At 44.1% G+C, this 24,923-nt stretch carries 24 protein-coding genes and 1 pseudogene; 12 read left to right on the top strand and 13 right to left on the bottom strand.

What is annotated here, in order from left to right:
• The first annotated feature begins 30 nt into the window (after nt 1-30).
• Nucleotides 31-1,694 (top strand): annotated as a pseudogene (gene asnB, locus P4S59_RS04400) (asparagine synthase B).
• A gap of 147 nt (nt 1,695-1,841) precedes the next feature.
• On the opposite strand, the gene rfaH reads toward asnB, so the two are convergent.
• The gene (gene rfaH, locus P4S59_RS04395; protein ID WP_005393056.1) at nt 1,842-2,342 is read right to left on the bottom strand and encodes a transcription/translation regulatory transformer protein RfaH; all 501 of its coding nucleotides are present in this window, start codon (nt 2,340-2,342) and stop codon (nt 1,842-1,844) included.
• A 334-nt stretch (nt 2,343-2,676) separates the two neighbouring features.
• On the opposite strand from rfaH, the gene P4S59_RS04390 reads away from it, so the two are divergent.
• A complete protein-coding gene (locus P4S59_RS04390; protein WP_005393058.1) occupies nt 2,677-4,065 on the top strand; it encodes a peptide MFS transporter in 1,389 nt (462 codons plus the stop codon).
• Nucleotides 4,066-4,112: 47 nt separating this feature from the next.
• Here the strand turns inward: P4S59_RS04390 and hemH are convergent, their stop codons facing one another.
• The 3 genes from hemH to htpG all read right to left on the bottom strand — a co-directional run bounded on the left by hemH (nt 4,113) and on the right by htpG (nt 8,115).
• Nucleotides 4,113-5,075, bottom strand: a complete 963-nt coding sequence (gene hemH / locus P4S59_RS04385) for a ferrochelatase (RefSeq protein WP_337168013.1) — start codon at nt 5,073-5,075, stop codon at nt 4,113-4,115.
• A 169-nt stretch (nt 5,076-5,244) separates the two neighbouring features.
• On the bottom strand, nt 5,245-5,889 hold the full coding sequence (adk, locus tag P4S59_RS04380) for an adenylate kinase (protein ID WP_005393061.1): 645 nt from the start codon (nt 5,887-5,889) through the stop codon (nt 5,245-5,247).
• Nucleotides 5,890-6,210: 321 nt separating this feature from the next.
• On the bottom strand, nt 6,211-8,115 hold the full coding sequence (gene htpG, locus P4S59_RS04375; protein WP_005393063.1) for a molecular chaperone HtpG: 1,905 nt from the start codon (nt 8,113-8,115) through the stop codon (nt 6,211-6,213).
• A 271-nt stretch (nt 8,116-8,386) separates the two neighbouring features.
• Between htpG and P4S59_RS04370 the strand changes: the two genes are divergently transcribed.
• From P4S59_RS04370 to P4S59_RS04355, 4 genes are read left to right on the top strand one after another with little or no spacing between them, the layout of a single operon-like run.
• Nucleotides 8,387-9,265: a transcriptional regulator gene (locus tag P4S59_RS04370; protein ID WP_046874266.1), complete on the top strand. Its 879-nt coding sequence runs from the start codon at nt 8,387-8,389 to the stop codon at nt 9,263-9,265.
• A 10-nt stretch (nt 9,266-9,275) separates the two neighbouring features.
• Entirely contained in the window at nt 9,276-9,791 is a 516-nt protein-coding gene (gene toxS, locus P4S59_RS04365) for a transmembrane regulator ToxS (RefSeq protein WP_005393067.1), read from the top strand.
• Between the two features lie 46 nt (nt 9,792-9,837).
• Nucleotides 9,838-10,593, top strand: coding sequence for a sulfite exporter TauE/SafE family protein (locus tag P4S59_RS04360; protein ID WP_048626125.1), 756 nt, complete (start codon nt 9,838-9,840; stop codon nt 10,591-10,593).
• A gap of 21 nt (nt 10,594-10,614) precedes the next feature.
• Nucleotides 10,615-10,893 (top strand): SelT/SelW/SelH family protein, encoded by a 279-nt coding sequence (locus P4S59_RS04355; RefSeq protein WP_005382088.1) that lies wholly within the window; start codon nt 10,615-10,617, stop codon nt 10,891-10,893.
• A gap of 39 nt (nt 10,894-10,932) precedes the next feature.
• Here P4S59_RS04355 and yfcE read toward each other — a convergent pair whose 3' ends face one another.
• The 6 genes from yfcE to P4S59_RS04325 all read right to left on the bottom strand — a co-directional run bounded on the left by yfcE (nt 10,933) and on the right by P4S59_RS04325 (nt 14,168).
• Nucleotides 10,933-11,478, bottom strand: coding sequence for a phosphodiesterase (gene yfcE / locus P4S59_RS04350; RefSeq protein ID WP_104974381.1), 546 nt, complete (start codon nt 11,476-11,478; stop codon nt 10,933-10,935).
• A 64-nt stretch (nt 11,479-11,542) separates the two neighbouring features.
• Entirely contained in the window at nt 11,543-11,752 is a 210-nt protein-coding gene (locus P4S59_RS04345) for a hypothetical protein (RefSeq protein ID WP_005393073.1), read from the bottom strand.
• A gap of 149 nt (nt 11,753-11,901) precedes the next feature.
• Complete coding sequence (locus tag P4S59_RS04340; protein WP_005393075.1) at nt 11,902-12,309, bottom strand: CBS domain-containing protein; 408 nt, start codon at nt 12,307-12,309, stop codon at nt 11,902-11,904.
• Nucleotides 12,306-12,656: a P-II family nitrogen regulator gene (locus P4S59_RS04335; protein WP_005393077.1), complete on the bottom strand. Its 351-nt coding sequence runs from the start codon at nt 12,654-12,656 to the stop codon at nt 12,306-12,308. Before P4S59_RS04335 ends, P4S59_RS04340 begins: the two co-directional genes overlap by 4 nt.
• Nucleotides 12,646-13,437 (bottom strand): DUF1538 domain-containing protein, encoded by a 792-nt coding sequence (locus P4S59_RS04330; protein ID WP_337168012.1) that lies wholly within the window; start codon nt 13,435-13,437, stop codon nt 12,646-12,648. Before P4S59_RS04330 ends, P4S59_RS04335 begins: the two co-directional genes overlap by 11 nt.
• Complete coding sequence (locus P4S59_RS04325; RefSeq protein ID WP_005393081.1) at nt 13,434-14,168, bottom strand: DUF1538 domain-containing protein; 735 nt, start codon at nt 14,166-14,168, stop codon at nt 13,434-13,436. Before P4S59_RS04325 ends, P4S59_RS04330 begins: the two co-directional genes overlap by 4 nt.
• Nucleotides 14,169-14,420: 252 nt before the next feature.
• Between P4S59_RS04325 and P4S59_RS04320 the strand changes: the two genes are divergently transcribed.
• The 6 genes from P4S59_RS04320 to P4S59_RS04295 all read left to right on the top strand — a co-directional run bounded on the left by P4S59_RS04320 (nt 14,421) and on the right by P4S59_RS04295 (nt 19,580).
• Nucleotides 14,421-15,335: a TIGR01777 family oxidoreductase gene (locus tag P4S59_RS04320; protein ID WP_337168011.1), complete on the top strand. Its 915-nt coding sequence runs from the start codon at nt 14,421-14,423 to the stop codon at nt 15,333-15,335.
• Nucleotides 15,336-15,375: 40 nt separating this feature from the next.
• Nucleotides 15,376-16,203 (top strand): SDR family oxidoreductase, encoded by an 828-nt coding sequence (locus P4S59_RS04315; RefSeq protein ID WP_337168010.1) that lies wholly within the window; start codon nt 15,376-15,378, stop codon nt 16,201-16,203.
• Between the two features lie 479 nt (nt 16,204-16,682).
• Nucleotides 16,683-17,537: a co-chaperone YbbN gene (locus tag P4S59_RS04310; protein ID WP_150918277.1), complete on the top strand. Its 855-nt coding sequence runs from the start codon at nt 16,683-16,685 to the stop codon at nt 17,535-17,537.
• Nucleotides 17,538-17,692: 155 nt separating this feature from the next.
• Nucleotides 17,693-18,610, top strand: a complete 918-nt coding sequence (locus tag P4S59_RS04305) for an SPFH domain-containing protein (protein ID WP_337168009.1) — start codon at nt 17,693-17,695, stop codon at nt 18,608-18,610.
• 3 nt (nt 18,611-18,613) lie between these two features.
• Entirely contained in the window at nt 18,614-19,075 is a 462-nt protein-coding gene (locus P4S59_RS04300; RefSeq protein WP_053807089.1) for an NfeD family protein, read from the top strand.
• Nucleotides 19,076-19,400: 325 nt separating this feature from the next.
• Nucleotides 19,401-19,580: a hypothetical protein gene (locus P4S59_RS04295; protein WP_074191004.1), complete on the top strand. Its 180-nt coding sequence runs from the start codon at nt 19,401-19,403 to the stop codon at nt 19,578-19,580.
• A gap of 339 nt (nt 19,581-19,919) precedes the next feature.
• Here the strand turns inward: P4S59_RS04295 and P4S59_RS04290 are convergent, their stop codons facing one another.
• The 3 genes from P4S59_RS04290 to zipA all read right to left on the bottom strand — a co-directional run bounded on the left by P4S59_RS04290 (nt 19,920) and on the right by zipA (nt 24,899).
• Nucleotides 19,920-21,329 carry a hypothetical protein gene (locus P4S59_RS04290; RefSeq protein WP_006742721.1) on the bottom strand — a complete coding sequence of 470 codons (1,410 nt, stop codon included), beginning with the start codon at nt 21,327-21,329 and terminating at the stop codon, nt 19,920-19,922.
• A gap of 510 nt (nt 21,330-21,839) precedes the next feature.
• The gene (gene ligA / locus P4S59_RS04285; RefSeq protein ID WP_248381602.1) at nt 21,840-23,852 is read right to left on the bottom strand and encodes an NAD-dependent DNA ligase LigA; all 2,013 of its coding nucleotides are present in this window, start codon (nt 23,850-23,852) and stop codon (nt 21,840-21,842) included.
• Nucleotides 23,853-23,942: 90 nt separating this feature from the next.
• Nucleotides 23,943-24,899, bottom strand: a complete 957-nt coding sequence (gene zipA, locus P4S59_RS04280) for a cell division protein ZipA (protein ID WP_337168008.1) — start codon at nt 24,897-24,899, stop codon at nt 23,943-23,945.
• Between the last annotated feature and the right edge of the window lie 24 nt (nt 24,900-24,923).

Genomic DNA, 24,923 nt, shown 5'->3' with positions numbered 1-24,923 from the left:
AGAAATTATTTAGTTTAGTAAGGATGTAGTATGTGTTCAGTATTTGGCATTTTAGACATTAAAAGCGATGCAGCCGCATTGCGCCCTATCGCATTAGAAATGTCGAAAAAACTTCGTCATCGTGGCCCTGACTGGTCTGGGATTTACTCTTCAGAGCGCGCTATTTTAGCGCATGAGCGCTTGGCGATTGTTGGTCTAAATAGTGGTGCACAACCGCTATACAGCCCTGATAAAAAGCTCATCCTTGCAGTCAATGGTGAAATCTACAACCATAAAGAAATTCGTGCTCGTTACGAAGGAAAATACGAGTTTCAAACCGATTCAGACTGTGAAGTCATTCTTGCACTGTACCAAGATATGGGTGCAGATCTCCTTGAAGAACTAAACGGTATTTTCGCTTTTGTTCTGTACGATGAAGAAAAAGACGAATACTTAGTCGGTCGCGACCACATTGGCATTATCCCTCTTTATCAAGGTCATGATGAGCATGGCAACTACTATGTTGCATCAGAGATGAAGGCACTTGTTCCAGTATGTAAAACAGTGAGCGAGTTCCCTCCTGGTAGCTACTACAGTTCAAAAGATGCCGAGCCAACGCGTTACTATGTTCGTGACTGGAACGAATACGCTGCTGTTCAAGGTAACACCACCAGCAAAGAAGAACTGACTGAAGCACTAGAAGCAGCGGTTAAACGCCAACTAATGACGGATGTTCCATATGGTGTTTTACTATCAGGTGGTTTAGATTCATCCATCACCTCTGCTGTGGCTAAACGTTTTGCTGCAATGCGAATTGAAGACGATGAAAAGTCAGAAGCTTGGTGGCCACAACTGCACTCTTTCGCTGTTGGCCTAGAAGGCGCGCCTGACCTGAAAGCCGCTCGCGAAGTTGCCGACCAAATCGGTACCGTTCACCATGAAATGACTTATACAATTCAAGAAGGTCTCGACGCGATTCGCGACGTGATTTACCACATCGAAACGTACGATGTGACCACCATCCGCGCATCCACACCTATGTTCTTAATGGGTCGTAAGATCAAAGCGATGGGCATCAAGATGGTATTGTCTGGTGAAGGTGCAGATGAGATCTTTGGTGGTTACCTATATTTCCACAAAGCACCAAACGCGAAAGAGTTCCACGAAGAAACGGTACGTAAGCTGCTTGCTCTGAACATGTTTGACTGCGCGCGCGCAAACAAATCGCTAGCGGCATGGGGGTTGAAGGCCGAGTACCGTTCCTTGATAAAGAGTTTATCGACGTTGCAATGCGCCTAAACCCAGCAGATAAGATGTGTGGCAACGGCAAAATGGAAAAACACATTCTACGCGAGTGTTTTGAGCATTACTTGCCAGAGTCGATCGCATGGCGTCAAAAAGAGCAGTTCTCTGATGGCGTAGGTTACAGCTGGATTGATACGTTGAAAGAAGTCGCAGAGCAAAAAGTGACGGATCAGCAGATGGAAACGGCTCAATACCGCTTCCCATACAACACGCCAACCACAAAAGAAGGTTACGTGTACCGAGAAATCTTTGAAGAGCTGTTCCCACTACCTTCAGCGGCTGAGTGTGTGCCAGGTGGTCCTTCAGTAGCTTGTTCATCAGCGAAAGCGATTGAATGGGATGAGTCATTCCAAAACTGTGTAGACCCGTCAGGTCGTGCGGTGCAAACCGTCCATAACGACGCTTACTAAGCGACTAAGTAGGGTGTCATGCCCTACTCCTAATCGGTAACCATCGTTGTTTTGCTAAGCTCGCTAAACAGCGTCCCACTGCTGGTGATTACCAGCAAGATTAAAAAAGAGGTGCCAAAGCACCTCTTTTTTGTTTGTACACATTAGCTATTTCAAGTCTAAATCGCTGTTATCAATACTGACAGGCACTCGTTTAGTGATCATCTGCACTAACATGATTGAGCGTTTCTCACCATCTTGCTCTTGGAAGATAGCATCTATACCTGCAAACTGACCGCTCTTAACTCGGATTTGATCACCTGGTTTTGGCATACACTCAGAAGCGGTATTTTCATTACAGCATTTTTCTAGCTGCATCAACTCAAAGACTAAGTCACCTTGGACTTCTTTCGGTTGAGCACCAAAACGCACAAAATCAACAACCCCTCGAGTGGAGCGGACTGAGGTGAAGTTAGGTCCCTGTTCATAATCAAAGTACGCAAACACATAACAAGGAAACAGCGGCTCTTCGACTTTTTGTCTTTTCCCGCGCAAAATCTTCTCAACTTCTACAGTTGGATAAAAGCACTCTACACCTTGGTTTTCAAGGTGCTGTTTCGCCCTAACCTGCTCCCCACGTTTACAATAAAGTAGATACCAACGTTTCATCTTTTTTACTAGCCAATTCTATTTTGCTTTTATCCTAGCATTAAGCCAAAGTTGAGTCATTGACATTCAGTTTATCTATAAAAGTATGATTATACATCGCTCGCATTAACGGTATCTTTTCAAGAACTTACGAGAAGAAGTCCATAGACAAAAATGGAAATTAAGTTTGTAACACAGCCAACACACCATCATATCATCTGCAAATTCACCCAAAGACAGTCACTTAACAAACAACTTTAGTCGTAATGCAAAATTTTATTGTTTGTCACTCATTAAATTGCAATGTATACGTAGAAGTCGTTAAAAAATGTAATAACTATTATTAGAAGAGCTTATGTCAAACCAACATCAATATTTCGGCCATCCTCGTGGCTTGTTCTTATTGTTCGGTACTGAACTGTGGGAACGCTTTTCTTACTACGCAATGCGCGCCATTCTAGTACTTTACCTTACAGATACAACGATGAATGGCGGCCTTGGCTGGTCAACCAAAGACGCACTAGACCTATACGGTATTTATACTGGTCTTGTGTATATCACACCTCTCATCGGAGGTTACTTAGCGGATAACTATCTAGGTCAACGCCGTTCAATTTTGCTTGGTGGCGCGTTAATGGCTATCGGCCAGTTTACACTCGCACTTCCTGCTGACGCTCTGGGTATTGGTTCGCTACACAGTTTCTATTTAGGTCTTGGTCTGCTTATCACTGGTAACGGCCTCTTTAAGCCGAATATCTCAACCATGGTTGGCGATTTATATAAAGAGGGTGACAACCGTCGTGACGGCGCATTCACTATCTTTTATATGGGTATCAACTTAGGTGCGTTACTTGCCGGCGTCGTTTCTGGCTCTGTGACAACCTCGTACGGTTGGAAAGCTGGTTTTGTGGCCGCAGGTGTAGGTATGATTATTAGCCTAGTGATGCAAATGGTGCTAGCTCAGTCTTGGCTTGGTGACATCGGTCGCGAGCCCGCAGCAAAACGAGATCTAAGCAACAAAAACTCAACCACGAAGCAACCCTTAACGAAAGAAGAAGTAAACCGACTAAAAGTAATTTTGGTCATGAGCTTATTCACTATCGTCTTCTGGGCTGGCTTTGAGCAGGCCGGTGGCCTGATGAACATCTACACTCAACAATATACTGATCGTATGATTGGTGGCTTTGAAGTACCTGCTGCGTGGTTCCAATCGCTAAACCCATTTTTCATTATTACCCTAGCACCGGTTCTAGCGGTCCTTTGGGTAAAACTGGGTAAACGCGAACCTACGTCGCCAGTGAAATTTGCAATGGCACTATTTTTCTTGGCAATTGGCTTCCTATGTATGGTTGGCGCTGTGCTAGAACAAGGTGGAGACACAACGGTAAAAACATCAATGTTGTGGCTGGTGGGTGCTTTCTTCTTCCATACATTGGGCGAACTGTGCTTATCTCCAATTGGTCTTTCACTGGTGACCAAGTTAGCACCGCTTCGCTTAGCTTCACTCATGATGGGTGCATGGTTTGGCTGCAATGCGATTGCAAACTACGTTGCGGGCTATGTGGGATCTCACGTAGGAGAATTGGGCGCAATGGCTATCTTTAGTGGCATTGCAGTCAGTGCTACCGTGAGTGGTGTCATCCTACTTCTGTTCTCGAATACGCTCGTTCGCTGGATGCATGGTGCAGAGAATACTCACAGCACAGCAGAACAAGTAGAAGAGCAGCAAGTACAAGTCGCTTAATCGCTCTACAAAAAATGAAAGGGTCGCTTTTGCGACCCTTTTTGTACCTAAAGCTTAGAGTGAACTAACTCAGCCATCATTTCTATATGAAGCTCACTATCGTTCAAACAAGGAATGTAGGTAAAGCTTTCACCACCTGCTTCAAGGAAAATCTCTTTACACTCTTCCGAGATCTCTTCCAACGTTTCTAAACAATCCGAAGAGAATGCTGGTGTCACTACATTGATATTTTTTACCCCTTTTTCAGGAAGTGCCTCTAGGGTTTTATCGGTATAGGGCTGTAACCACTCTTCTCGGCCAAATCGAGACTGATACGTCATACCTATCTGTTGCTCGTTTAACCCTAACGCTTCAGCGAGTAAGCGAGTCGTTTCTTCACAGTGCTGAGGGTAAACATCTCCATTATCAGCGTAACGTTTTGGAATACCGTGATAAGAACATAGCAAGTAGTCTCCCTTACCATACTCTTGCCAATGTTCACGAACTGAATGCGCTAACGCTTCAATGTATTTCGGGTGATTGTAGTAATCCCGAATAAAGCTAAAGCTCGGTATCACGGGCAGGTTTTTAAACGCTTTAGTGATTCCGTCAGAAACCGCTGCCGTTGTTGTGCCCGAGTATTGCGGATACAAAGGTAAAACGATGACTTCCCCTACCCCTTGAGCCAACAGCGCTTCAAAACCTGATTGCAAACTTGGATTTCCATAAGTCATGCCAAGTTCGACTGGCATATCAAGCTTTTGAGCCAACTTTTCTGTTTGACGCTTAGAGTACACCATCAGTGGCGAGCCCTTTTCCATCCAAACTGATTGGTAGAGTTTAGCAACCTTGGGAGCTCGGATTGGAAGGATAACGCCGTGCAATAGCGGACACCAAAGCCATCGAGTCATGTCTACCACTCGGTGATCATGAAGAAACTGACTTAAAAAGCGCTTTACGGCAGGAGCGGTTGGTGCGTCAGGAGTACCCAGGTTCACGAGGAGTACACCCTGTTTATTATTCTCTTTCATAACATCCTATTCATGGTAAACGGCTTGGTTCATATACTTAAATAGCCTCAAAGTGCTGCATCGCTGCAGCTTGAAGTTATTTAGATATATGTTTACGAGTAAACTAAAAAAAGCGACCACTTGGGTCGCTTTCAATATATCAAAATATTAAATTTTTGACTTCAGCAAATTAAGAAAGTGCTTTCTCGATATCTGCACTAACTTCAGCTACTTGCTTAGTACCATCAAACTTAAGGTACTTAGTGTTGCCTGCTTCAGCTTCTTTACCGTAGTAGTTGATTAGTGGTGCAGTTTGCTCGTGGTAAACACCTAGACGTGCACGTACTGTTTCTTCTTTGTCGTCATCACGAACAACAAGATCTTCACCAGTTACGTCATCTTTACCTTCCACTTTAGGTGGGTTGTAAACAACGTGGTAAGTACGACCAGAAGGAAGGTGAGCACGACGACCAGCCATACGCTCAACAATCACATCGTCTGCAACGTCAAATTCGATAACGTAGTCTACGTCTACGCCCATTTCTTTTAGGCCGTCAGCTTGAGGGATAGTACGTGGGAAACCATCTAGTAGGAAACCGTTTGCACAGTCTTCTTGAGCGATGCGCTCTTTGATAAGACCAAGGATGATTTCATCAGAAACTAGCTGACCAGCGTCGATAACAGCTTTAGCTTGTTTACCAAGCTCTGTACCTGCTTTGATAGCAGCACGAAGCATATCACCAGTAGAGATTTGTGGAATACCGTATTTTTCCATGATGAAGTTTGCTTGTGTGCCTTTACCTGCACCTGGAGCACCTAGAAGAATGATGCGCATGATTTATCCTCTTTAATATTTAAGATTTATACCGAAGCTCACAATAGCTGGGCTTCTTAGACATCAAACCCGAGAAGCACTCGCAACGATAAGTTTCGGTATAACGTATATAGGCGAGCAAAAATACACGCCTTATTACTCACATTCAAGTCGCAGATTCTATCACAGGTTCGCCGCGCAAAGAGTGTATTAAGACTAAAGAATGTTAACGATACCCTCTTTCACGCCCTATTGATTATTAACTCAACACCTGAGATGCAAAATTTTGCGACAACAAACAAAAAGCTCGCGAAATGCGAGCTTTTTGATGTACTGAGGTTATTACACCTTAGTCAAAAGTTTATTAACAGCTCCTAAGAACTCCGTTGGGTCCTCAATTGAGCCTCGCTCTGCAAGCATTGCTTGACCAAGCAGGACTTCTACCCAACGACCAAATGCCTCTTCATCCGCTTCGTCAGCCATGCGCTTAACCAGCTCGTGCTCAGGGTTTAGCTCAAAGATGTACTTCACTTCTGGCACTGCCTGACCCGCCGCTGCAAGAAGCTTCGCCATTTGAGTGCCCATTTCGTAATCGTCCGTTACCACAACAGCAGGTGTAGACGCGAGTTTAAAGGTCGTACGAACTTCTTTCACACGATCGCCTAGGTAAGACTTCGTGCGTTCTACAACCGACTTAAACTCTTCTTCAGTTTCTTTCTGCTTCTCTTTTTCTGCTTCATCTTCAAACTGACTTAGATCGAGCCCAGCTTTTGTGATTGACTGGAACTGCTTGCCGTCAAACTCAGTTAAGTAGTTCATCAGCCACTCATCAATGCGGTCGTACATCAAGATAACTTCAATGCCTTTCGCTTTGAACTGCTCTAAGTGAGGGCTGTTTTTCGCAGCTGCATAGCTGTCTGCCGTCAAGTAGTAGATTTTATCTTGACCTTCTTTCATGCGCTCAACGTAAGCAGCTAGACCCACGGTTTGCTCCGCAGAATCCACTTCAGTTGAAGCAAAGCGCAATAGGCCTGCAACTTTCTCTTTGTTTGCGAAGTCTTCTGCCGGACCCTCTTTCATCACAAGGCCAAACTCTTTCCAGAATGATTGGTATTTCTCTTCATCATTCTTAGCCATGCGCTCTAGCATCGTTAGCACACGCTTAGTACAAGCATTACGTAGAGACTGAGTCACTTTGTTGTCTTGTAAGATCTCACGCGATACGTTGAGTGGCAGATCATTGGAGTCTATTAAACCACGTACAAAACGTAGGTAAGACGGCATGAACTGCTCTGCATCGTCCATAATGAACACGCGTTGTACGTACAGTTTCAAACCTGATTTGTGGTCGCGGTTCATCATATCCCATGGCGCTTTAGATGGGATGTAAAGCAAGCTCGTGTAATCGTTTTTACCTTCTACACGGTTATGGCTCCAAACCAATGGATCGGCAAAGTCATGTGATACGTGCTTGTAGAACTCTTGATACTCTTCATCTGAGATATCCGATTTATTACGCGTCCACAGAGCTTGAGCTTTGTTGATTTGCTCCCACTTCTTCTCATCCGTTTCTTTGCCTTCGTCATCGCGAACAACAGTTTGGATGGAAACTGGGATGCCAATGTGATCCGAGTACTTGCTGATCACATCACGTAGACGCCATTCATTTAGGAATTCTTTACCTTCTTCACGCATATGAAGAATGATGTCAGTACCACGCGATTCTTTAGTGATGTTTTCGATGGTGTACTCACCTTCACCGGCTGAGTGCCATTGTACTGCTTCATCAGCGGCTAGGCCCGCAGCACGAGTGCGTACGGTGACGGCATCAGCAACGATAAACGCCGAGTAGAAACCAACACCAAACTGACCAATAAGCTGAGAGTCTTTGCTCTGCTCTTCAGACAGCTTTGAGAAAAACTCCGCGGTCCCGGATTTTGCGATCGTACCTAAGTGCTCGATCACATCATCGCGGCTCATACCGATACCGTTATCAGAAATGGTTAAGGTATTTGCGCTTTCATCAAACGACAGTTTCACGCAAAGGTCTGCATTACCTTCATATAAGTCTGGGTTAGATAGCGCTTGGAAGCGCAGCTTGTCCGATGCATCTGATGCGTTAGAAATCAGCTCGCGCAAAAAGATCTCTTTATTTGAATAAAGAGAATGGATCATTAAATGCAGTAGTTGTTTTACTTCTGATTGAAAACCACGAGTTTCTTTGTTTTGAGATACGGTTTCGCTCATGTGTGCTCCATAACATCTAAACTAATTGGTTTTTTCATGGAGATAAGTTTGTGACTTTCCCCTTGAAATTACCTTACTGAGATGTCATTTAACATGTGGCTGACAAATGTAAATTCAAGGTCAATATTGCTAAAAACGGTGTTTTTTTAGAAAAATTTAATTATCCTACCAGCCTAAAAGCATCTAAAATGTCGTGCGCACTCCATGCGCTTCGGTAGTTTTGTGACATAAATCACTATAATTACAACATCATCCATCTAAGAAGAACTAAATGACTAACATCGGCACCAAATTTCTACTTGCTCAAAGGTTCACCTTTGATCCAAATAGTAATTCGCTCGCTGACCAACAAAACGGCAACGACGTTGTACGATTAGGAAGCAACGAAAGCCGTATACTTCTGATGTTGGCAGAGAGACCAAACGAAGTTTTAACCCGTAACGAGCTTCACGAGTTTGTTTGGCGTGAGCAAGGTTTTGAGGTGGATGACTCAAGCCTGACTCAAGCGATCTCTACTCTGCGTAAGATGTTGAAGGACTCAACAAAATCTCCAGAGTTTGTTAAAACGGTTCCTAAACGCGGTTATCAACTCATTTGTTCAGTGGAACGCTTAAGCCCATTATCTGCGGACTCTAATACTGACGTTGAAGAAGCCACTTCTGAAAATGAAGTGCACGCTGCTGAAATAGAAACAAGTGACGCGCCGTCAACAGAAGCGGCGACAGACACCACGACTGAAGTAGAGCCTCAAGTAGAACTACCTAAGGCACAGCCAAAACCAGCAGCTAACACTAATAACTGGCTGCCGCGTATGATCGTTCTTTTGTCTCTGCTGCTTCCTATTTGTGTATTGCTATTCACCAATCCTGCAGAATCCCAATTCCGTCAGATTGGTGAGTATCAAAATGTACCTGTGATGACGCCAGTGAACCACCCGCAAATCAATAGTTGGTTGCCGTCCATTGAGCAGTGCATTGAACGCTACGTAAAATACCATGCAGAAGATTCAATGCCGGTAGAAGTGATTGCTACAGGTGGCCAGAACAATCAGCTGATTCTGAACTACATTCATGACAGTCAACATTCATATGAGAACGTGACATTGCGTATTTTCGCTGGTCAAAATGACCCAACCGATATCTGTAAATAAGGAGGCCAGAATGAAGATAAAATTAGCATCTGCGGTTTTGGCCGTATCCGTTCTTTTCAGTGGTTGGTTATATTGGGGTAGCGACCTAAAAGTGGAACAGGTCCTCACTGCCAATGAGTGGCAGTCAACCATGGTGACGGTCATTACAGACAGCTTGCCTGACGATCCTGTCGGCCCACTGCGTCGTGTTAATGTTGAATCAAATGTGAAATATCTCCCTAATGGGGACTATATTCGCGTAGCAAATATCAAACTATTCGCTCAAGGTTCAACGGCAGAATCCACGATTAATATCTCGGAAAAAGGGCGCTGGGAAGTCAGTGACAACTATTTGTTGGTTTCGCCTTCTGAGTTTAAAGATATTTCATCTTCTCAATCAAAAGACTTCTCCGAAGCACAGCTACGTTTGATCACTCAAATCTTTAAGCTTGATGCTGAGCAAAGTCGCCGTATTGATGTCGTGAACGAAAAAACGCTATTGCTCACTAGCTTGAACCACGGTTCTTCGGTGCTGTTTAAAAACTAACTTTGATTTGATGATAAGGGGGCAAGACGCCCCCTTTATTTTGCTTATGGATTGGCTAGATACCCTCACCCTCTTTTTCGGCTCACTTATCGCCAATACTCTGGCTTCGCTTTCTGGCGGCGGTGCAGGCTTACTTCAATTCCCTTTGCTCATCTTTCTCGGCTTGCCATTCTCGGTTGCGCTAGGGACACATAAAGTGGCTTCCGTCGCTTTAGGCTTAGGGGCAGCAAGCACACATTTAAAAGCAGGCACAATTAAGTGGAAGGTCGCGCTCTACCTTATAGTCTCTGGCAGCATTGGCGTAGTCTTAGGGGCAAACCTAATTGTCCAAATACCTGATGGTATGGCGGAAAAAATGCTAGGGAGCATGATTCTCGCGCTCGGCATCTATTCACGGTTTAAGAAATCATTAGGCCAAGAAGAAATAATACGTAACCGTCACCCAATCGGTGGGGTCATCGGCGGTGTCGGACTAATGCTCATCGGTATCATCAACGGGTCGCTGACCGCAGGTTCTGGTTTACTCGTGACACTATTTTTAGTTCGCTGGTTTGGGTATAACTATAAACAAGCCGTTGCTTACACCATGATTTGTGTCGGCCTGTTTTGGAATGGCATTGGAGGCATTGCCGTCGTCCAAGCTGGCGCTCCGATACATTGGGCTTGGCTGCCTATTTTACTGTTAAGCTCTTTTCTAGGCGGCAGTTTAGGCGCATGGGCCGCGACTCGATACAGCAACCGAGTGATTAAAATTGCATTCGAAATTCTCACGTTTGCCGTGGGCATCAAGTTGCTAGTTTAAACCGATTAAAAGGAAAGTTTCATGGATAAAGCGATCATTGATATTTATTACTGCCGCCAATGCAACTGGATGTTGCGTTCAACTTGGCTATCGCAAGAACTACTGCATACTTTTAGCGAAGAAATAGAAACGATCAGCTTACACCCAGATACGGGTGGTCGCTTCGAAATTTTCTGTAATGGCCAGCAAATTTGGGAACGGAAAAAAGACAGCGGCTTTCCTGAAGCAAAGGTGCTAAAACAGCGCGTAAGAGACATTATCGACCCAGAACGCGATTTAGGACATTCAGACACAAAATAGGGAGCAATTCGCTCCCTATATTTTTACTTAGTGAAAGCGTTAAATCATGGTTTGTGCTAAGACTTCGCCTTCTGGCGTTTTTACCGTTAGCGTATTGTCTTCTAAAGTACCAAAGCTTCTTGGTAAACCATTACGTGGAAATGTCATCGAGCCTGGGTTAAAAATAATGACCCCATCTTGCATCTCTGCGACAGGAACATGCGTATGACCGTGGGCGATGATATCACCTTCACGCAGTGGCGGCCGTTTTTCAGAGTTGTACAAGTGACCATGAGTCAAAAAGATTCTCTTACCAGATTCAAGTAGCACCCACGAGTAATCCATCATCATTGGAAACTTCAATAGCATTTGGTCCACTTCACTATCGCAGTTACCACGCACAGAAATAATTTGATCACTGTATTGGTTCAGTAGCTCCGCCACCTGCGGTGGGTTGTAACCTTCTGGAATCGGGTTTCTTGGCCCGTGGTTTAGCGTATCCCCCAACAAAATCAGGTGCTCCGCACCAGAGGCTAAAAATAGCTCAATAGTTTCTTTAGTTGCTGGCAAAGAGCCATGCAGATCTGAGGCAAAAAATAGTTTCACGACATCGTCTCCTCACAAAGTACGAGGTCATTCTACGGCATTTTTATGACAGCTCAACCAACGACTACTGATAACGCAATGATTCAATGACCATAGGCAAAATATAGAACCATGCGGCATACGCAGTTCCAACCAACACCAGTATCCAAAACACCATCGACATAAATTTTGACTTAGCTAGGTGGTGCAGCGGGTCTGGCTCTCCGCATCCTGGACATGCGTGAGCGCGCTTTGAGATTTGTTTCTCACACACAGGGCAAGAGACTAAAGGCATGATACAAATTCCTCGACAATAGACTTAGGGCGCAAAGAATAATGGTGAATTAACACATATGCAACCTAACATATATTAAATATTTTAGTTCTTTGTAACAGTCGCTGACTTGAGAAAAAATGCGTTGATTTTTCATTTATATCAACCTATTACACTTCTTCTCGCACCATGCCATTGATGACAATATTGTTATAACTCACCATGCCAATGACCTCCCCATCTTCAATGACCGGAGCTCGGCTAATGCCAAATCGTTCAAATAGGCGCGCACAATATTTCACATTCATATCAGGGTCGACACACAAAGCGGGCTTGGTCATGATCTCATAAATATTCGTGCGCTGTGGAGAGCGATTATTCGCCAGCACCTTTTTGGCGATATCATTCATCAAGACGATGCCATATTCATCGTTGTCATCTCGCTTTTTCACCACCAGCGCTTTGACTTGGTATTTTTTAGCCAACGTTATGCCTTCATAAACTGTCATTAGCCCATCAACCATGACATAAGTAGCCGCCATTACATCTCGAACTCTAATTATCGTTTGACTGCTCATAACTCATCCTCGACCACTTTGGTCAACGTCTCTACTTGATGCGCGACACCGACTGCATCCTCAATATCGATCTGAATAGCAATGCCCTGCCCCGACTCTCGGTCGAACTCACCAACTTCATTGATGGTTTCTAATATGTGTCGAGAAAGGTGCTCCTCTACGACAAACAGCAGCACATCTTTTTGTACTTCCAGCGTTAAGCCAAAAAACGTTCGCTTTTGATTTAAACCTTGTCCACGAGCGTTATTAATCACCGTCGCACCAGTCGCGCCAGCTTCGCGAGCAGCGTCCAGTACCTTGTCTGTTTTGCTATCTTCAACAAACGCAAGTATCAATTTAAAGCGCATTTTCTTCGTCCTCCGAGACATCTTTATTCAGCCATTGGGTTATTTGCGCATAGCCCATCACAGAGATCATAGGAAACAGACTGGCAAAAGCGATCAAGCCAAAGCCATCAATCATTGGGTTTCTTCCTGGGACGGTAGAAGCAAGCCCCAGCCCTAATGCGGTTACAAGCGGAACAGTGACAGTAGAAGTCGTGACGCCTCCAGAATCGTAGGCGAGTGGAACAATAAGCTTTGGCGCATAAAACGTTTGAATCACAACCACGATGTAACCCGCAATGATGTAATAGTGAATAGGGTCACCGACAACAATCCGATAGCTCCCTAGCGCGATGCCAATGGCCACCCCAAATGCAACAGCCACGCGTAAGCCGTTAATACTGATACTGCCACCAGAAACTTGGTTTGCTTTTATCGCTACAGCGATTAGAGAAGGCTCAGCAATCGTGGTACTAAAACCGATAAAAAAGGCGAAGGTATACACCCAATAGTAGTCGACCCACACTAAGGCTTTTCCCACAGAGACTTTAAACTCTTGTAAAAATTCCGGCGCTGTCAGTTGCACGGCCATGGTCTCTCCGAGCGGAAACAGAGCCATTTCTAATCCGAGCAAAAAAAGAGCAAGCCCAAGAATCACATAAACAAACCCAAGCAAAACCTTTTTAAGGTTGTTAACTGGACGCCTTAACACCGCTAACTGAAAACAAAAAATAATGCTGGCGATGGGAATGACATCTCGAACGGTCGATAATAAAGTGTCTAGGAAATGTTCAATTGAAATCATGTTACGACCATTCCGTAAACCATCACAAACATCATCGGTAGCAGCGAGGCAAAAGCGATCAAACCAAAACCATCCACCATGGGGTTGCGCCCTTTAATCGCCGATGCTAAACCAACCCCTAGTGCAGTGACCAAAGGCACGGTGATAGTCGACGTCGTCACACCTCCAGAATCATAAGCAACGCCAATAATGGCTTCCGGTGCAAACCACGTCAGGACTACAACGCCGACGTAGCCGCCGATGATCATGTAATGAATTGGCCACCCTTTTAAGATGCGCAGAACGCCAATAACAATGGCGATTCCCACAGAAAGAGCCACCGTTACTCGTAGCCCTTGTCCATAATCCTGCATCGATTGCTCTGAGTTTGGGATCATCCCGCCTTCTGCCGCAACTTCTGATGCTTCTTCTGCTACGGCCGTTAATGCAGGCTCGGCGATCGTGGTACCAAAGCCTAGACAAAACGCAAAAACTAACAACCAGAATACGCTGCCTTTTTTTGCAAAGGCTTGAGCCATACTCTCTCCGATAGGAAAAAGACCAAGCTCTAGACCAAAAATAAAAAACGTTAACCCTAAAACCACAAGCAATAAGCCAAAAAGAATGGAGATGAGATTAGGAAGTGGCTCTTGCAAAACAACTAATTGAAAAAAAGTGATAACAACAACGATGGGTAGCAGATCGCGAGCACTATTAAGGAGCGCTCGAAAAAGAGCAACAAATGCTTCCATACCTATCCTCCTTGATGGTGCAAACTGATTACGCTTGTTCCGGTAGCGATGTTTTTAGTCTGGCATAGATTTAGTTCTCCTACCGTGAACGAATTAGCGCCATGCATAACATTTAGTTACATTTTTTCAATATGTGAAGTCAGTAGCCTCGCTACAGGCTTGCCACTATCCTAGAAATAATAGTCTTGAGATGATCAAGCTCAGCACAAAACGACTATAATGTTCTAATACGTGTACATTCAAAGAGATAACATGAAGATATTACTCACAGGTGGCACTGGGTTTATTGGTTCGGAGTTGCTCAAGCTGCTATCCACTCACCAAGTTATGCTACTTACACGCTCTCCGGAGCAAGCAAAACAACGCCTCCAACACGCTGATTTGGGTAATATCGAATACCTTGACTCGCTTGAGTCATTCGCCGATCTCAATCACATTGATGCCATAATTAATCTTGCGGGTGAGCCTATCGCAGATAAAAGATGGACCAGCGAGCAGAAAGAAAAAATCTGCAAAAGTCGCTGGAAAATTACCGAACAAATCGTTGAGCTGATCCACGCCAGCACAGAACCTCCCGCTGTTTTTGTTAGTGGCTCGGCCGTTGGTTACTATGGCGATCAACAAGACCACCCGTTTGATGAGTGCCTGCATGTTAACAGTGAAGACTTTCCTCACGAGGTTTGCGCAAAGTGGGAGCAAATAGCCAAACGCGCAGAGTCTGAACAAACACGTGTTTGTCTATTGCGAACTGGCGTAGTACTCGGCCTTAATGGCGGGGCTTTGGCGAAAATGCTCTTACCTTACAAACTTGGCGTAGGCGGCCCGCTCGGGAACGGTAACCAGTACATGCCTTGGATTCACATTCTGGATATGGTCCGCGCCATCATGTACTTGCTTGAAACACCACATGCCCACGGTGCGTTCAATATGTGCGCACCTCACCCTGTGACTAACCGTATCTTTAGCGGCACGTTGGCAAAAACGCTCAAACGACCACATATCTTGTTCACGCCTAAATGGGCAATGGAACTCCTAATGGGTGAATCTTCCTGCTTATTGTTCGATAGCATGAGAGCCAAACCCAAAAAGCTCACCGAACTTGGCTTCAAATTTAGCTACTCCAGAATAGAGCCAGCACTCAAGCACTTGCTTCATGACCGGAGCTGATGAATGATCACCTCATTCAATGTTTCTTGAGGCTTAGTTTATGAAAAAGTCGATTCTTATTACGGGTTGCTCAACCGGTATCGGTTACGTGTGCGCTCACGCCCTGCAAAACGAGGGATTTCATGTCATAGCATCTTGTAGGAAAGAGCAAGATGTCCAACGTCTAATTAATAAAGGGCTAACCTGCATCAAGCTAGACCTAAACAGCCCTGAAAGTATTTCTTCGGGCGTGAAGCAAGCATTAGAGCTAGCAGAGGGTAAGCTTTATGCCGTGTTCAATAATGGTGCCTATGGCCAGCCCGGTGCATTGGAAGACTTGCCCACCGAGGCTCTTCAAGCTCAATTTCAGACCAACTTTTTTGGTTGGCACCAGTTAGTCAGAGAAGTGCTTCCTCACATGCGCATACAAGGCGAAGGACGGATAATACAAAACAGTTCTGTTCTTGGCTTTGCTGCAATGAAATACCGCGGCGCCTACAATGCGTCAAAGTTTGCCCTAGAAGGCTGGACTGACACACTACGGCTAGAGCTTGCGGATACGAATATCAAAGTGGCATTGATAGAACCTGGGCCTATCGAAACTCAATTTAGAAACAATGCATTAAAAGCCTTCGAGAAGTGGATTGATATTGAATCCAGCCCTCACCGCCTCGCCTATGAAGGACAAAGAGAGCGACTCAACAACGACAAATCTAATAATCGATTTGTTTTACCTGCAGACTCCTGCGTCGCACCTGTTCTTCATGCATTAACTAGCGCGTCACCTAAAATTCGCTATCGAATTACTACGCCGACTAAATTATTCGCAATCTTGAAAAGGTTATTACCAACCCGTGTGCTTGATAAAATTTTGCGACAAGCTGCATAAAAAAGTTTTGTCACAATGTAATTTCATCGTAACAATGTGATGTCATTATGAGCATGTAGGTTAAAAAAACCTCAAACAAACGAATCAATTTCTACGCAATTCAGTGAGCACTATTCAGCCTAAAGTGAATGAGTTGCTTAGATTTGGTATCGCCACCCATTACGTTTTGTAGCAATGTTTATACTACTGCGAGGCAACAATGACATTAAATCAGCTTAACTGGCTTAGTGTGGGTGTAGTGTTGACCATGTTCATCCTATTTTGATACCGCACTAACAAATAGCATTAGAACTGCGCTGCTTCGGCAGCGTTTTCTTTTTGCCTTACACCTATTCAGCAGTAACACTATTCTCTTACCGCATCCTTTCACAAAATAGAATGATTCATTATTGATGACGATTAGCAACCATCGCTTGATTTTCCCTTAAATCAACTCCATATCTATTATCAACGACAAGACACAAAGCAAGGATACTCTGATGCAATCCCCATTTATCGTTGAGATAACAGAACAGAACTTTCGCGAAACTCTTGAAGGATCAATGAACACGCCCGTTCTGATCCACTTTTGGGCCAATGCTCAACCAGAAAGCGCACAGATACTCCCTGAGTTGCAATCTCTTGCTCAACAGTACAACGGTGCATTTACGCTTGCTTTATTAAATTGTGAAGATCAGCCGGCTCTAGCGTCTCAATTTGGTGTGCAAGTATTGCCAACTATCGCGCTGTTTATAAATGGTCAAGCCGTCGATGGATTGGGTGGCCCTCAGCCAATTGATGCCATTGCAACCATGCTACAAAAGCATTTGCCAAGCCCAGATGAACAGCTATTAAAGCAAGTAAGTGAACTTCTTCAGCAAGGTGAACATGCTCAGGCTTTAAGCATCATCCACACTTTGCCGCCAGAACTGCAAGAGCGTGGCGATGTGAAACTCGCGATGGCTGATTGTTTATTAGAAACCAAACAATTTGATGTCGCCCAAGAGCTACTGAACGCTATCCCTCTTGAGTATCAAGATAACTACTACAAGAGTCTAATAGCCAAGCTCGAGCTGCATTTGCAGGCTGCAGATAGCCCTGAGTTACAACGACTAGAACAAACATACGCAGCAGACATGGCAAATTTCGAACTTGCTTGTGAATTGGCGGTACAGTACAACCAAGTGGGTCGTGATGAAGAAGCGCTGGAACTGCTGTGGAATATTCTTAAAAAAGACTTGGGCGCCCAAGACGGTGAAGTGAAGAAGACTTTTATGGATATTCTCAGCGCGCTAGGTCAAGGCAACGCATTAGCAAGCAAATATCGCCGTCAGCTGTATTCGATTCTGTACTAACTCGCTGAAAAGCGAAACTTCAACTAAAGGCCGGATATTCCGGCCTTTGTTATATAAAAAACCAATAACCTCTTAAGGTTCTCAGAACTTCAATTGTCTATTGTCTATAAATAGGTAAAAATGAATCGGACATTATGCACTTAAGGGAATAACCAATGCCAATTGATTCACTGATTACCATCGGTATTTTCGTCGCTCTTGCTGTAGTTATCTTATCTTCAGCCATTAAGACGGTGCCACAAGGAAATAACTGGACAGTCGAACGCTTCGGACGCTACACGCATACGCTAAAACCCGGCTTAAACTTGATCATCCCATTTGTTGATAAGATAGGGCAAAAAGTCAACATGATGGAGCGCGTTCTTGATATTCCAGCGCAAGAAGTTATTTCAAAAGACAACGCTAACGTGGTTATTGATGCGGTCGGATTTGTTCAAGTCATCGATGCTGCCAAAGCGGCTTATGAAGTCAACGATTTGGAACATGCCATTAGAAATTTAACTCTCACCAATATCCGTACCGTTTTAGGCTCAATGGAGTTGGACGAAATGCTGAGTCAGCGTGACATGATCAACTCCAAGCTGCTGGCAATTGTTGACCAAGCCACCAACCCGTGGGGTGTAAAAGTCACGCGAATTGAAATAAAAGATGTCCAGCCACCATCCGATCTAACGGCGGCGATGAATGCTCAAATGAAAGCCGAGCGAAATAAACGAGCGGAGATTCTCGAAGCAGAAGGGGTACGCCAAGCTGAAATTTTAAAGGCTGAAGGTCATAAGCAATCGGAGATATTAAAAGCTGAGGGCGAAAAGCAGTCTGCTATTCTCCATGCTGAAGCTCGAGAACGCGCCGCGCAGGCAGAAGCAAAAGCGACTTATATGGTTTCTGAAGCGATTGCCAAAGGCGATATGCAAGCCGTCAATTACTTCATTGCTCAGGGCTATACCGAAGCGATCAAAAGTATTGGTCAAGCCGAAAACGGCAAAATCATTATGCTTCCATTAGAAGCGACCGGACTAATGGGCTCGGTTGCAGGGATAGCAGAGATGTTTAAACAACAAGATAAAGAATAACTTATGGACTTTTTCAGTTTGCTAGAAGGCATCTCTTTCTGGCATTGGCTAGCCTTCGGTTTTGCACTTCTAGCGGTAGAGCTACTTGGGACTGCGGGATATTTTCTCTGGCTCGGAGTTTCTGCACTTATCGTTGGGGCACTAATGACCGTTTTGCCAATGAGCTGGCAATTACAATGGCTTTGCTTTGCAAGTTTCAGCTTAATCACCACTTGGTTATGGTGGCGACGACAATGGTCTCAAGACAAAAAAGAAGACCAAGAAAGAGATCTGAACCAAAAGTATAAGCAGTTAATCGGACGCACACTTACCATTGAAGAGGACTTTTCTGTTGGGCTCAATCGTATCAAGGTTGCCGATACCACGTGGTCGGCACAGTCGGATCAAGCACTTCCAGCAGGAACGCGCGTTAAAATAAAAGATATCGATGGTATTATTTTAATCATTGAGCCTGATTCTAAGTAATTTATGCCAAAGTAATGGGGCATAACTATGCTCCATTACTTTAATCTAAACAACCGCTTTCATTTCATTGATTTAATTAAAATCGAACAAAAAATAAGTAGCAGAAATATTATTAATATCCTACCCTCTTCTTCCAATTATTTAATTCTTCATCATACGATAATCAATAAGATAGAAATATATCGATATAAATTATCTTTCTAAATTTATTTTAAAAAATAAAACTTTATTGAATTATTTTTTGATCTTTTTGCTCCCCCATACATACTTAACGCATAAGCATTTAAGTTGAATGCTTTTTATTTGGTAAGTAAGAGGATGTACTATGAAGAAACTTCTCTTTTTAATGTTATGCGGTATCTTTTCTTTTTCTTCCTTTGCCTACACCAACGGAAATGGTGGTACAACTAATTTAGGACCGATAGTCGAATGTAAATTGCCCAGTGGTGATGTCACTAATATTCCAAGTGAAATGTGTCGATTTAGAGGCGGGGAATGGAACTAATATAGAAGTCAGTAGTTAGTTCAATATTAAGAAACTATTGATACCTTACTTTTCAGTAAAGTCATTATTTATCCAAGCAAGTAGATATTCAATGTCTACATTAAGGTGATGATTATGAAATTTTTAGCTGGTCTATTGTTAGCATGTTTTGCCCTAGCTCCATTAACTACTCATGCTAATGGTGCTTCAGGTGGCCGTACGCTAGCCCCAGAGATAAAGTGTGAGTTACCAAACGGTAACGTGCATATGCTACCGCCGTTATATTGCAAAATATATGATGGTCGAGAAGTAAAATAAAAAAAGGAGCCTAGCGGCTCCTTTTTATCATCTCACTAAGTATTAGTGGAAGCTGTAAGGGATAAGAACTTGTAGACGTAGGTCTGTTTCATCCGCATCACCAGCACCAGCGTACTCATCACGCTCTAGGATTGTACCGTGTAGACGGATCGTAGAACCTTTCAGTGCACCACTCTGTAGAGAGTAAGATACTGTCGCGTTAACTGCGTATTCACTTTCGTAATCCCAGTCACCTGATGCACCGCTTGCTGCAGAATCAGCTCCAGTACCGTAACCAAAGCCTAGGTAGTAGTTCCAGCCGTTACCTTGGTTGTAAGATAGACGGTTGTACCACGCTAGCTCACCCGCTTTGTTCCAGTCAGACAGTGCATCCCACCACTGAGACCAAGTACCGTTGTTCATACCGTAAGTATGAATTGTACGTGGAACGAAGTCAGCACGGTTGTCTGTGTCTGTGTAGCGTAGCTCAGACATCCAAGCTAGCTTGCCGAAAGATTGATTCAAAGATAGACCAGTGTGGAAACCTAGACCATCGTATTTCACATCATCGTCAACACCGTAGAAATCAAATGCTAGAGTTGTACGGTCACTCACAGTGTACTTCAAGTAAGCCTTGTAAGAAGTGTTGTCCGTTTCGTTGTGGTAGCTAGTTACTTGACCTGCACCCCAGTCGATACCATTTGCATATTGAACGCCAGTCGCTTGACCCAAACCAAGTTGCATAAACAAGCTGTCAGTTAGGTTACCGTTTAGGCCTAGAGAGTGTAGGTAGCTCCATGAAGTGTCAGACCAAAGCGCTGGCGCGTAGTCATCTTCGTGAAGTAGCCAAGGTGCTGTAAATTGGTCTGCACCAAAGTAGCTTAGGTTGAAATCACCTAGTTTAGCGTTCAGTTCGAAACCACGGTAAGTACCAGGTACGAAACTCCAAACGTTACCAATAGTACCGTTACCACCCGCTTGTAGCATACCAAAGCGCGCGTTGAAGCTTTCGTTTGCTTTGAACTTCAGTGCTGCTTTGTAAACTTTAAGCTGTTGACCATCACCTGCACCCCAGTCTAGGTTGTTACAAGTTGAAATTTCGTTACATAGGTAGCCTTCGTTTGAATTGTAAAGGCTATCGTTGTAAAGGTCGCCAGAATAGTAAGCCGCAACATCTGCACCAACCCAACCATCATGGTAGCCAGAAGTAAAGTCTAAAATTGCGTTGTAAGAAGAGTAGTTTAGACGACTCCAACGGTCACCGTTTTCACCGCCAGGCTTACCTGTTGTACGAGTACGAGAACGAGTATCAACTAGAAATAATGCATTAAGACTAGAGTCTTGCATAAATTCGTTCACTTTCTCTACGTACTCGCCACCTGCTGCACTTTCAGTAGACGCTGTAGCTGGAGCAACAGCAACAACACCAAACATTGCTGCGGTTAACGCTGAAACCTTAAAAAATTTGTCCATGGAAAAACTCCTAAAAATGGATATAGCTGTATTTTTCTATCTCACCTTTAGTTGGCCGCCGAAGGAGAGAAGTAAATTCCTGATCAAACCTCATTATTTCTAATTTGGCTTTTTTTAGTTCCTGCATACACACCGTGTATCCACGTGATTAAGACTAACTTCGCAGCTAAAAACATCCAAACGGAACTTATTTTTTTCTAAAAAAATATGAGCCAGTCCAAAGTTCCATATAAGTTGTTGATCCAGATCTTACTTTTAACAACACCAACACAAAAAGACAGTTAAACATTAAATATCAATAATTTAAATCACACCCTAGAACTCCAACTTGAAGTCACTCGCAGACTAAAGAAGTAAAAAACCTTAATAATTCAATGGGAGATCTTGATCACTGAAAAGATAAAAAGCATAAAAAAACTCAATAAAAAAGCACTTAATTATGGGCAAAAAAAAGCCCGACATGCTTACCATGTCGGGCCTTTAGTTATTTTTTAGCTTTTTTGATGAGACTTAATTCATCAACTCGAGTAAGTCTTGTTCTGTTTTGATCTCGATACCCAGTTCTTGTGCCTTTGCCAATTTCGAACCTGCATTTTCACCAGCAAACAAAATATCCGTTTTCTTAGAAACACTACCTGTCACTTTTGCACCTAGGGATTGGAGGGCTTCTTTAGCCTCTGTGCGACCTAATTGAGAAAGTGTTCCTGTCAATACAACTGTCTTACCTTCTAACGGTAGCTCTCCTACCTGCTCAGTAGTATTAATCTCTGGCCAGTGGATCCCTTGTTCAAGCAAATCTTTAACCACTGCTTGGTTCTGCTCTTCACTGAAGAAAGTCGTAATATGTTGAGCAACCACAGCACCGATGTCTTGCACTTCAATTAACTGCTCTTCGTTAGCATTTTGGATGGCTTCCAACGTTTTAAAGTGCATTGCTAGGTTTGCGGCGGTTGCCTCGCCAACTTCACGAATCCCAAGCGAATACAAAAAGCGAGGTAACGTTGTTTCTTTGGATTTTTCTAACGCATTCACAATATTCTGCGCAGACTTTGGCCCCATGCGATCTAATACCGTTAAAATCCCCGCAGATAACTTAAATAAGTCAGCAGGGTTTTTTACCATCTCACGATCAACAAGTTGCTCGATCACTTTATCGCCTAGACCGTCAACGTCTAACGCTTTACGAGACACAAAGTGTTTTAGCGCTTGTTTACGTTGGGCTTGGCAAACTAAGCCACCCGTGCAACGTGTTACCGCCTCTCCTTCGATCCGCTCAACATGCGAGCCACAAACCGGACACTGAGTTGGAAAAATAATATCTCGCGCTGTTTCTGGTCGACGCTCTTTGATGACAGAAACGACTTGAGGAATAACGTCACCCGCTCGACGAATCACAACGTGATCACCGATCTTAACTTGCAGACGTTCTATCTCATCTGCGTTATGAAGCGTCGCATTACTTACCGTTACCCCGCCAACAAATACAGGCTCTAGTTTAGCAACAGGTGTAATCGCACCAGTACGACCGACTTGGAATTCCACCTCATTCAACGTCGTCATTTCTTCCTGAGCCGGGAATTTGTAGGCAATCGCCCAACGTGGAGCGCGAGCAACAAATCCAAGACGCTCTTGCACGGCAATATCGTCAATTTTAATGACGACACCATCGATCTCATAAGGAAGGGCATCACGACGCTGCAAGATATCTTGGTAGTAAGCTTTTACATCAGCCAAGCTTTCAACTCGCTTGGTCTCCGGGCACATTGGTAATCCCCAAGATTTAATTTGCAAGAAGCGTTCGTAGTGACTTGCCGCCAATTCAGCGCCTTGCACCACGCCCACACTGTATGCATAGAAGCTAAGCGGACGAGAAGCCGTAATGCGTGAATCCAATTGTCGTAAGCTACCAGCCGCAGCGTTACGTGGGTTGACAAAGATTTTTTCGCCTTTCTTCCTTGCTAATTCATTGAGCTTTTCAAACCCAGCTTTCGGCATAAAGACTTCACCACGAACTTCAAGACGATTTGGCCAGTCATTACCCCTGAGTTTTAAAGGAATGGCTTTAATCGTGCGAACATTCTCTGTGATGTTCTCGCCGGTAGTGCCATCACCTCGTGTTGCCGCCTGCACTAACACTCCGTTCTCATACAGTAAACTAACTGCGAGTCCATCCAATTTCGGCTCACAACAGTATTCTTTTACACTCTGACTGCCCACCCGCTCTTGTGCTCGCTTATGGAAACTATCAAGTTCGCTGTCATCAAACGCATTATCAAGCGAAAGCATCGGTACTTCATGTGTCACTTGGCTAAACGCAGAGAGAGGTTGTCCACCGACACGTTGACTTGGTGAATCTACGGTAATTAAATCAGGGTTCTCAGCTTCAATATCCAGGAGCTCTCGCATTAAACGGTCGTACTCGGCATCAGGGATCTCTGGGTTATCTTCCACGTAGTAACGCACAGCGTGGTAATGCAACGACTCTTTTAGTTCTTCTAATCGCTGAAGTACTGATTCAGACATAGTAAAGCCCCGTGTATTTTCAATCGGTGAGGTTGGGAAATCCAAGAAAAAGGGCTCCATCCGGAGCCCTATTATTATTTGCTGTTAAGATTATGCGTTAGCGGCATTAAACTCAACTATTTGACGTCGATAAGACGCTAAACGGTCTGGCGTCATTAAGTTACGCTGGTCATCAAGAACGTTGCCACCTAAATCATCAGCAATTTGCTGCGCAGTTCGGAGCATTAAGTTGAAGTTCTGTTCAGCCTCGCCATAACAAGGCAATGTCATGAAGAATGAAATACCCTTCGTTGTAAACTCAGCAGGATCAGCATGCTCAAACGTACCAGGGTGCATCATATTAGCGACGCTAAACAACACTTTGCCGTTACCGGACAAGTCGACATGACGGTGGAAAATATCCATCTCGCCATAAATTAAGCCGTTTTGTTGCATACTTTCAAATAAAGCAGTACCAACAAATGGCTCTTCACCCGCACAGTGCACATTCAATACAATCACTTGCATTTCAGGTTCTGGCTTTGGCTCTTCCTTAGGCTCTGCAATGACAGGCTCACTAACCGTTTCGACTTGCTGTTCTTTCTCAGCAATATCAAACGCGGCGGGAATAGCTTCTTCTTCCACAGCAGACTGGAGTGGCTCTTCAGCTACTGGTGCTTGAACAACAGGCTCAACGTCCTCTTCTTTATCTTTTTCTGCAACAAATGAAGGGATGTCATCTGGCTCCTGCTGTGTCTGTGTTACTTCAGATGGACCACCGAATAGCGGGTCAGATTCAAATTTGTTGTCGAAAGAACTCGCCATCCCAAAATCTGGTTCTTTGCGATCTTTACGAATGATCTCAAAGTCATCTTCAGGAGCGGGAGCGAAGTCTCGTTCTTTCTCGACAAGATCATTTTTGTCCCCTTGGTCAACATCCAGCTTACCAAGCGGCTTGTTACCAAACTTTGCTTTGCCTTCTTTTTTACTGCTCCACAAACCATGAAACAGCAATGCCGCGATGGCTAATGCGCCAACAACAATGAGTACGAATCGCAATTCCTGCATTATTTACTCTCAATATACTTGTTT

Source organism: Vibrio sp. M60_M70, from assembly GCF_037162085.1.
GTDB classification, from domain to species: Bacteria; Pseudomonadota; Gammaproteobacteria; order Enterobacterales; family Vibrionaceae; genus Vibrio; species Vibrio diabolicus.
Note: the sequence above shows the minus strand (reverse complement) of the source record. Positions and strands in the feature narration are given on the sequence as shown.

Bases quoted from the DNA above. Each gene is read 5' to 3' on its own strand.
- rfaH (WP_005393056.1), bottom strand. From the start codon at position 2,342: ATGAAACGTTGGTATCTACTTTATTGTAAACGTGGGGAGCAGGTTAGG.
- P4S59_RS04390 (WP_005393058.1), top strand. From the start codon at position 2,677: ATGTCAAACCAACATCAATATTTCGGCCATCCTCGTGGCTTGTTCTTA.
- hemH (WP_337168013.1), bottom strand. From the start codon at position 5,075: ATGAAAGAGAATAATAAACAGGGTGTACTCCTCGTGAACCTGGGTACT.
- adk (WP_005393061.1), bottom strand. From the start codon at position 5,889: ATGCGCATCATTCTTCTAGGTGCTCCAGGTGCAGGTAAAGGCACACAA.
- htpG (WP_005393063.1), bottom strand. From the start codon at position 8,115: ATGAGCGAAACCGTATCTCAAAACAAAGAAACTCGTGGTTTTCAATCA.
- P4S59_RS04370 (WP_046874266.1), top strand. From the start codon at position 8,387: ATGACTAACATCGGCACCAAATTTCTACTTGCTCAAAGGTTCACCTTT.
- toxS (WP_005393067.1), top strand. From the start codon at position 9,276: ATGAAGATAAAATTAGCATCTGCGGTTTTGGCCGTATCCGTTCTTTTC.
- P4S59_RS04360 (WP_048626125.1), top strand. From the start codon at position 9,838: ATGGATTGGCTAGATACCCTCACCCTCTTTTTCGGCTCACTTATCGCC.
- P4S59_RS04355 (WP_005382088.1), top strand. From the start codon at position 10,615: ATGGATAAAGCGATCATTGATATTTATTACTGCCGCCAATGCAACTGG.
- P4S59_RS04345 (WP_005393073.1), bottom strand. From the start codon at position 11,752: ATGCCTTTAGTCTCTTGCCCTGTGTGTGAGAAACAAATCTCAAAGCGC.
- P4S59_RS04340 (WP_005393075.1), bottom strand. From the start codon at position 12,309: ATGAGCAGTCAAACGATAATTAGAGTTCGAGATGTAATGGCGGCTACT.
- P4S59_RS04335 (WP_005393077.1), bottom strand. From the start codon at position 12,656: ATGCGCTTTAAATTGATACTTGCGTTTGTTGAAGATAGCAAAACAGAC.
- P4S59_RS04330 (WP_337168012.1), bottom strand. From the start codon at position 13,437: ATGATTTCAATTGAACATTTCCTAGACACTTTATTATCGACCGTTCGA.
- P4S59_RS04325 (WP_005393081.1), bottom strand. From the start codon at position 14,168: ATGGAAGCATTTGTTGCTCTTTTTCGAGCGCTCCTTAATAGTGCTCGC.
- P4S59_RS04320 (WP_337168011.1), top strand. From the start codon at position 14,421: ATGAAGATATTACTCACAGGTGGCACTGGGTTTATTGGTTCGGAGTTG.
- P4S59_RS04315 (WP_337168010.1), top strand. From the start codon at position 15,376: ATGAAAAAGTCGATTCTTATTACGGGTTGCTCAACCGGTATCGGTTAC.
- P4S59_RS04310 (WP_150918277.1), top strand. From the start codon at position 16,683: ATGCAATCCCCATTTATCGTTGAGATAACAGAACAGAACTTTCGCGAA.
- P4S59_RS04305 (WP_337168009.1), top strand. From the start codon at position 17,693: ATGCCAATTGATTCACTGATTACCATCGGTATTTTCGTCGCTCTTGCT.
- P4S59_RS04300 (WP_053807089.1), top strand. From the start codon at position 18,614: ATGGACTTTTTCAGTTTGCTAGAAGGCATCTCTTTCTGGCATTGGCTA.
- P4S59_RS04295 (WP_074191004.1), top strand. From the start codon at position 19,401: ATGAAGAAACTTCTCTTTTTAATGTTATGCGGTATCTTTTCTTTTTCT.
- P4S59_RS04290 (WP_006742721.1), bottom strand. From the start codon at position 21,329: ATGGACAAATTTTTTAAGGTTTCAGCGTTAACCGCAGCAATGTTTGGT.
- ligA (WP_248381602.1), bottom strand. From the start codon at position 23,852: ATGTCTGAATCAGTACTTCAGCGATTAGAAGAACTAAAAGAGTCGTTG.
- zipA (WP_337168008.1), bottom strand. From the start codon at position 24,899: ATGCAGGAATTGCGATTCGTACTCATTGTTGTTGGCGCATTAGCCATC.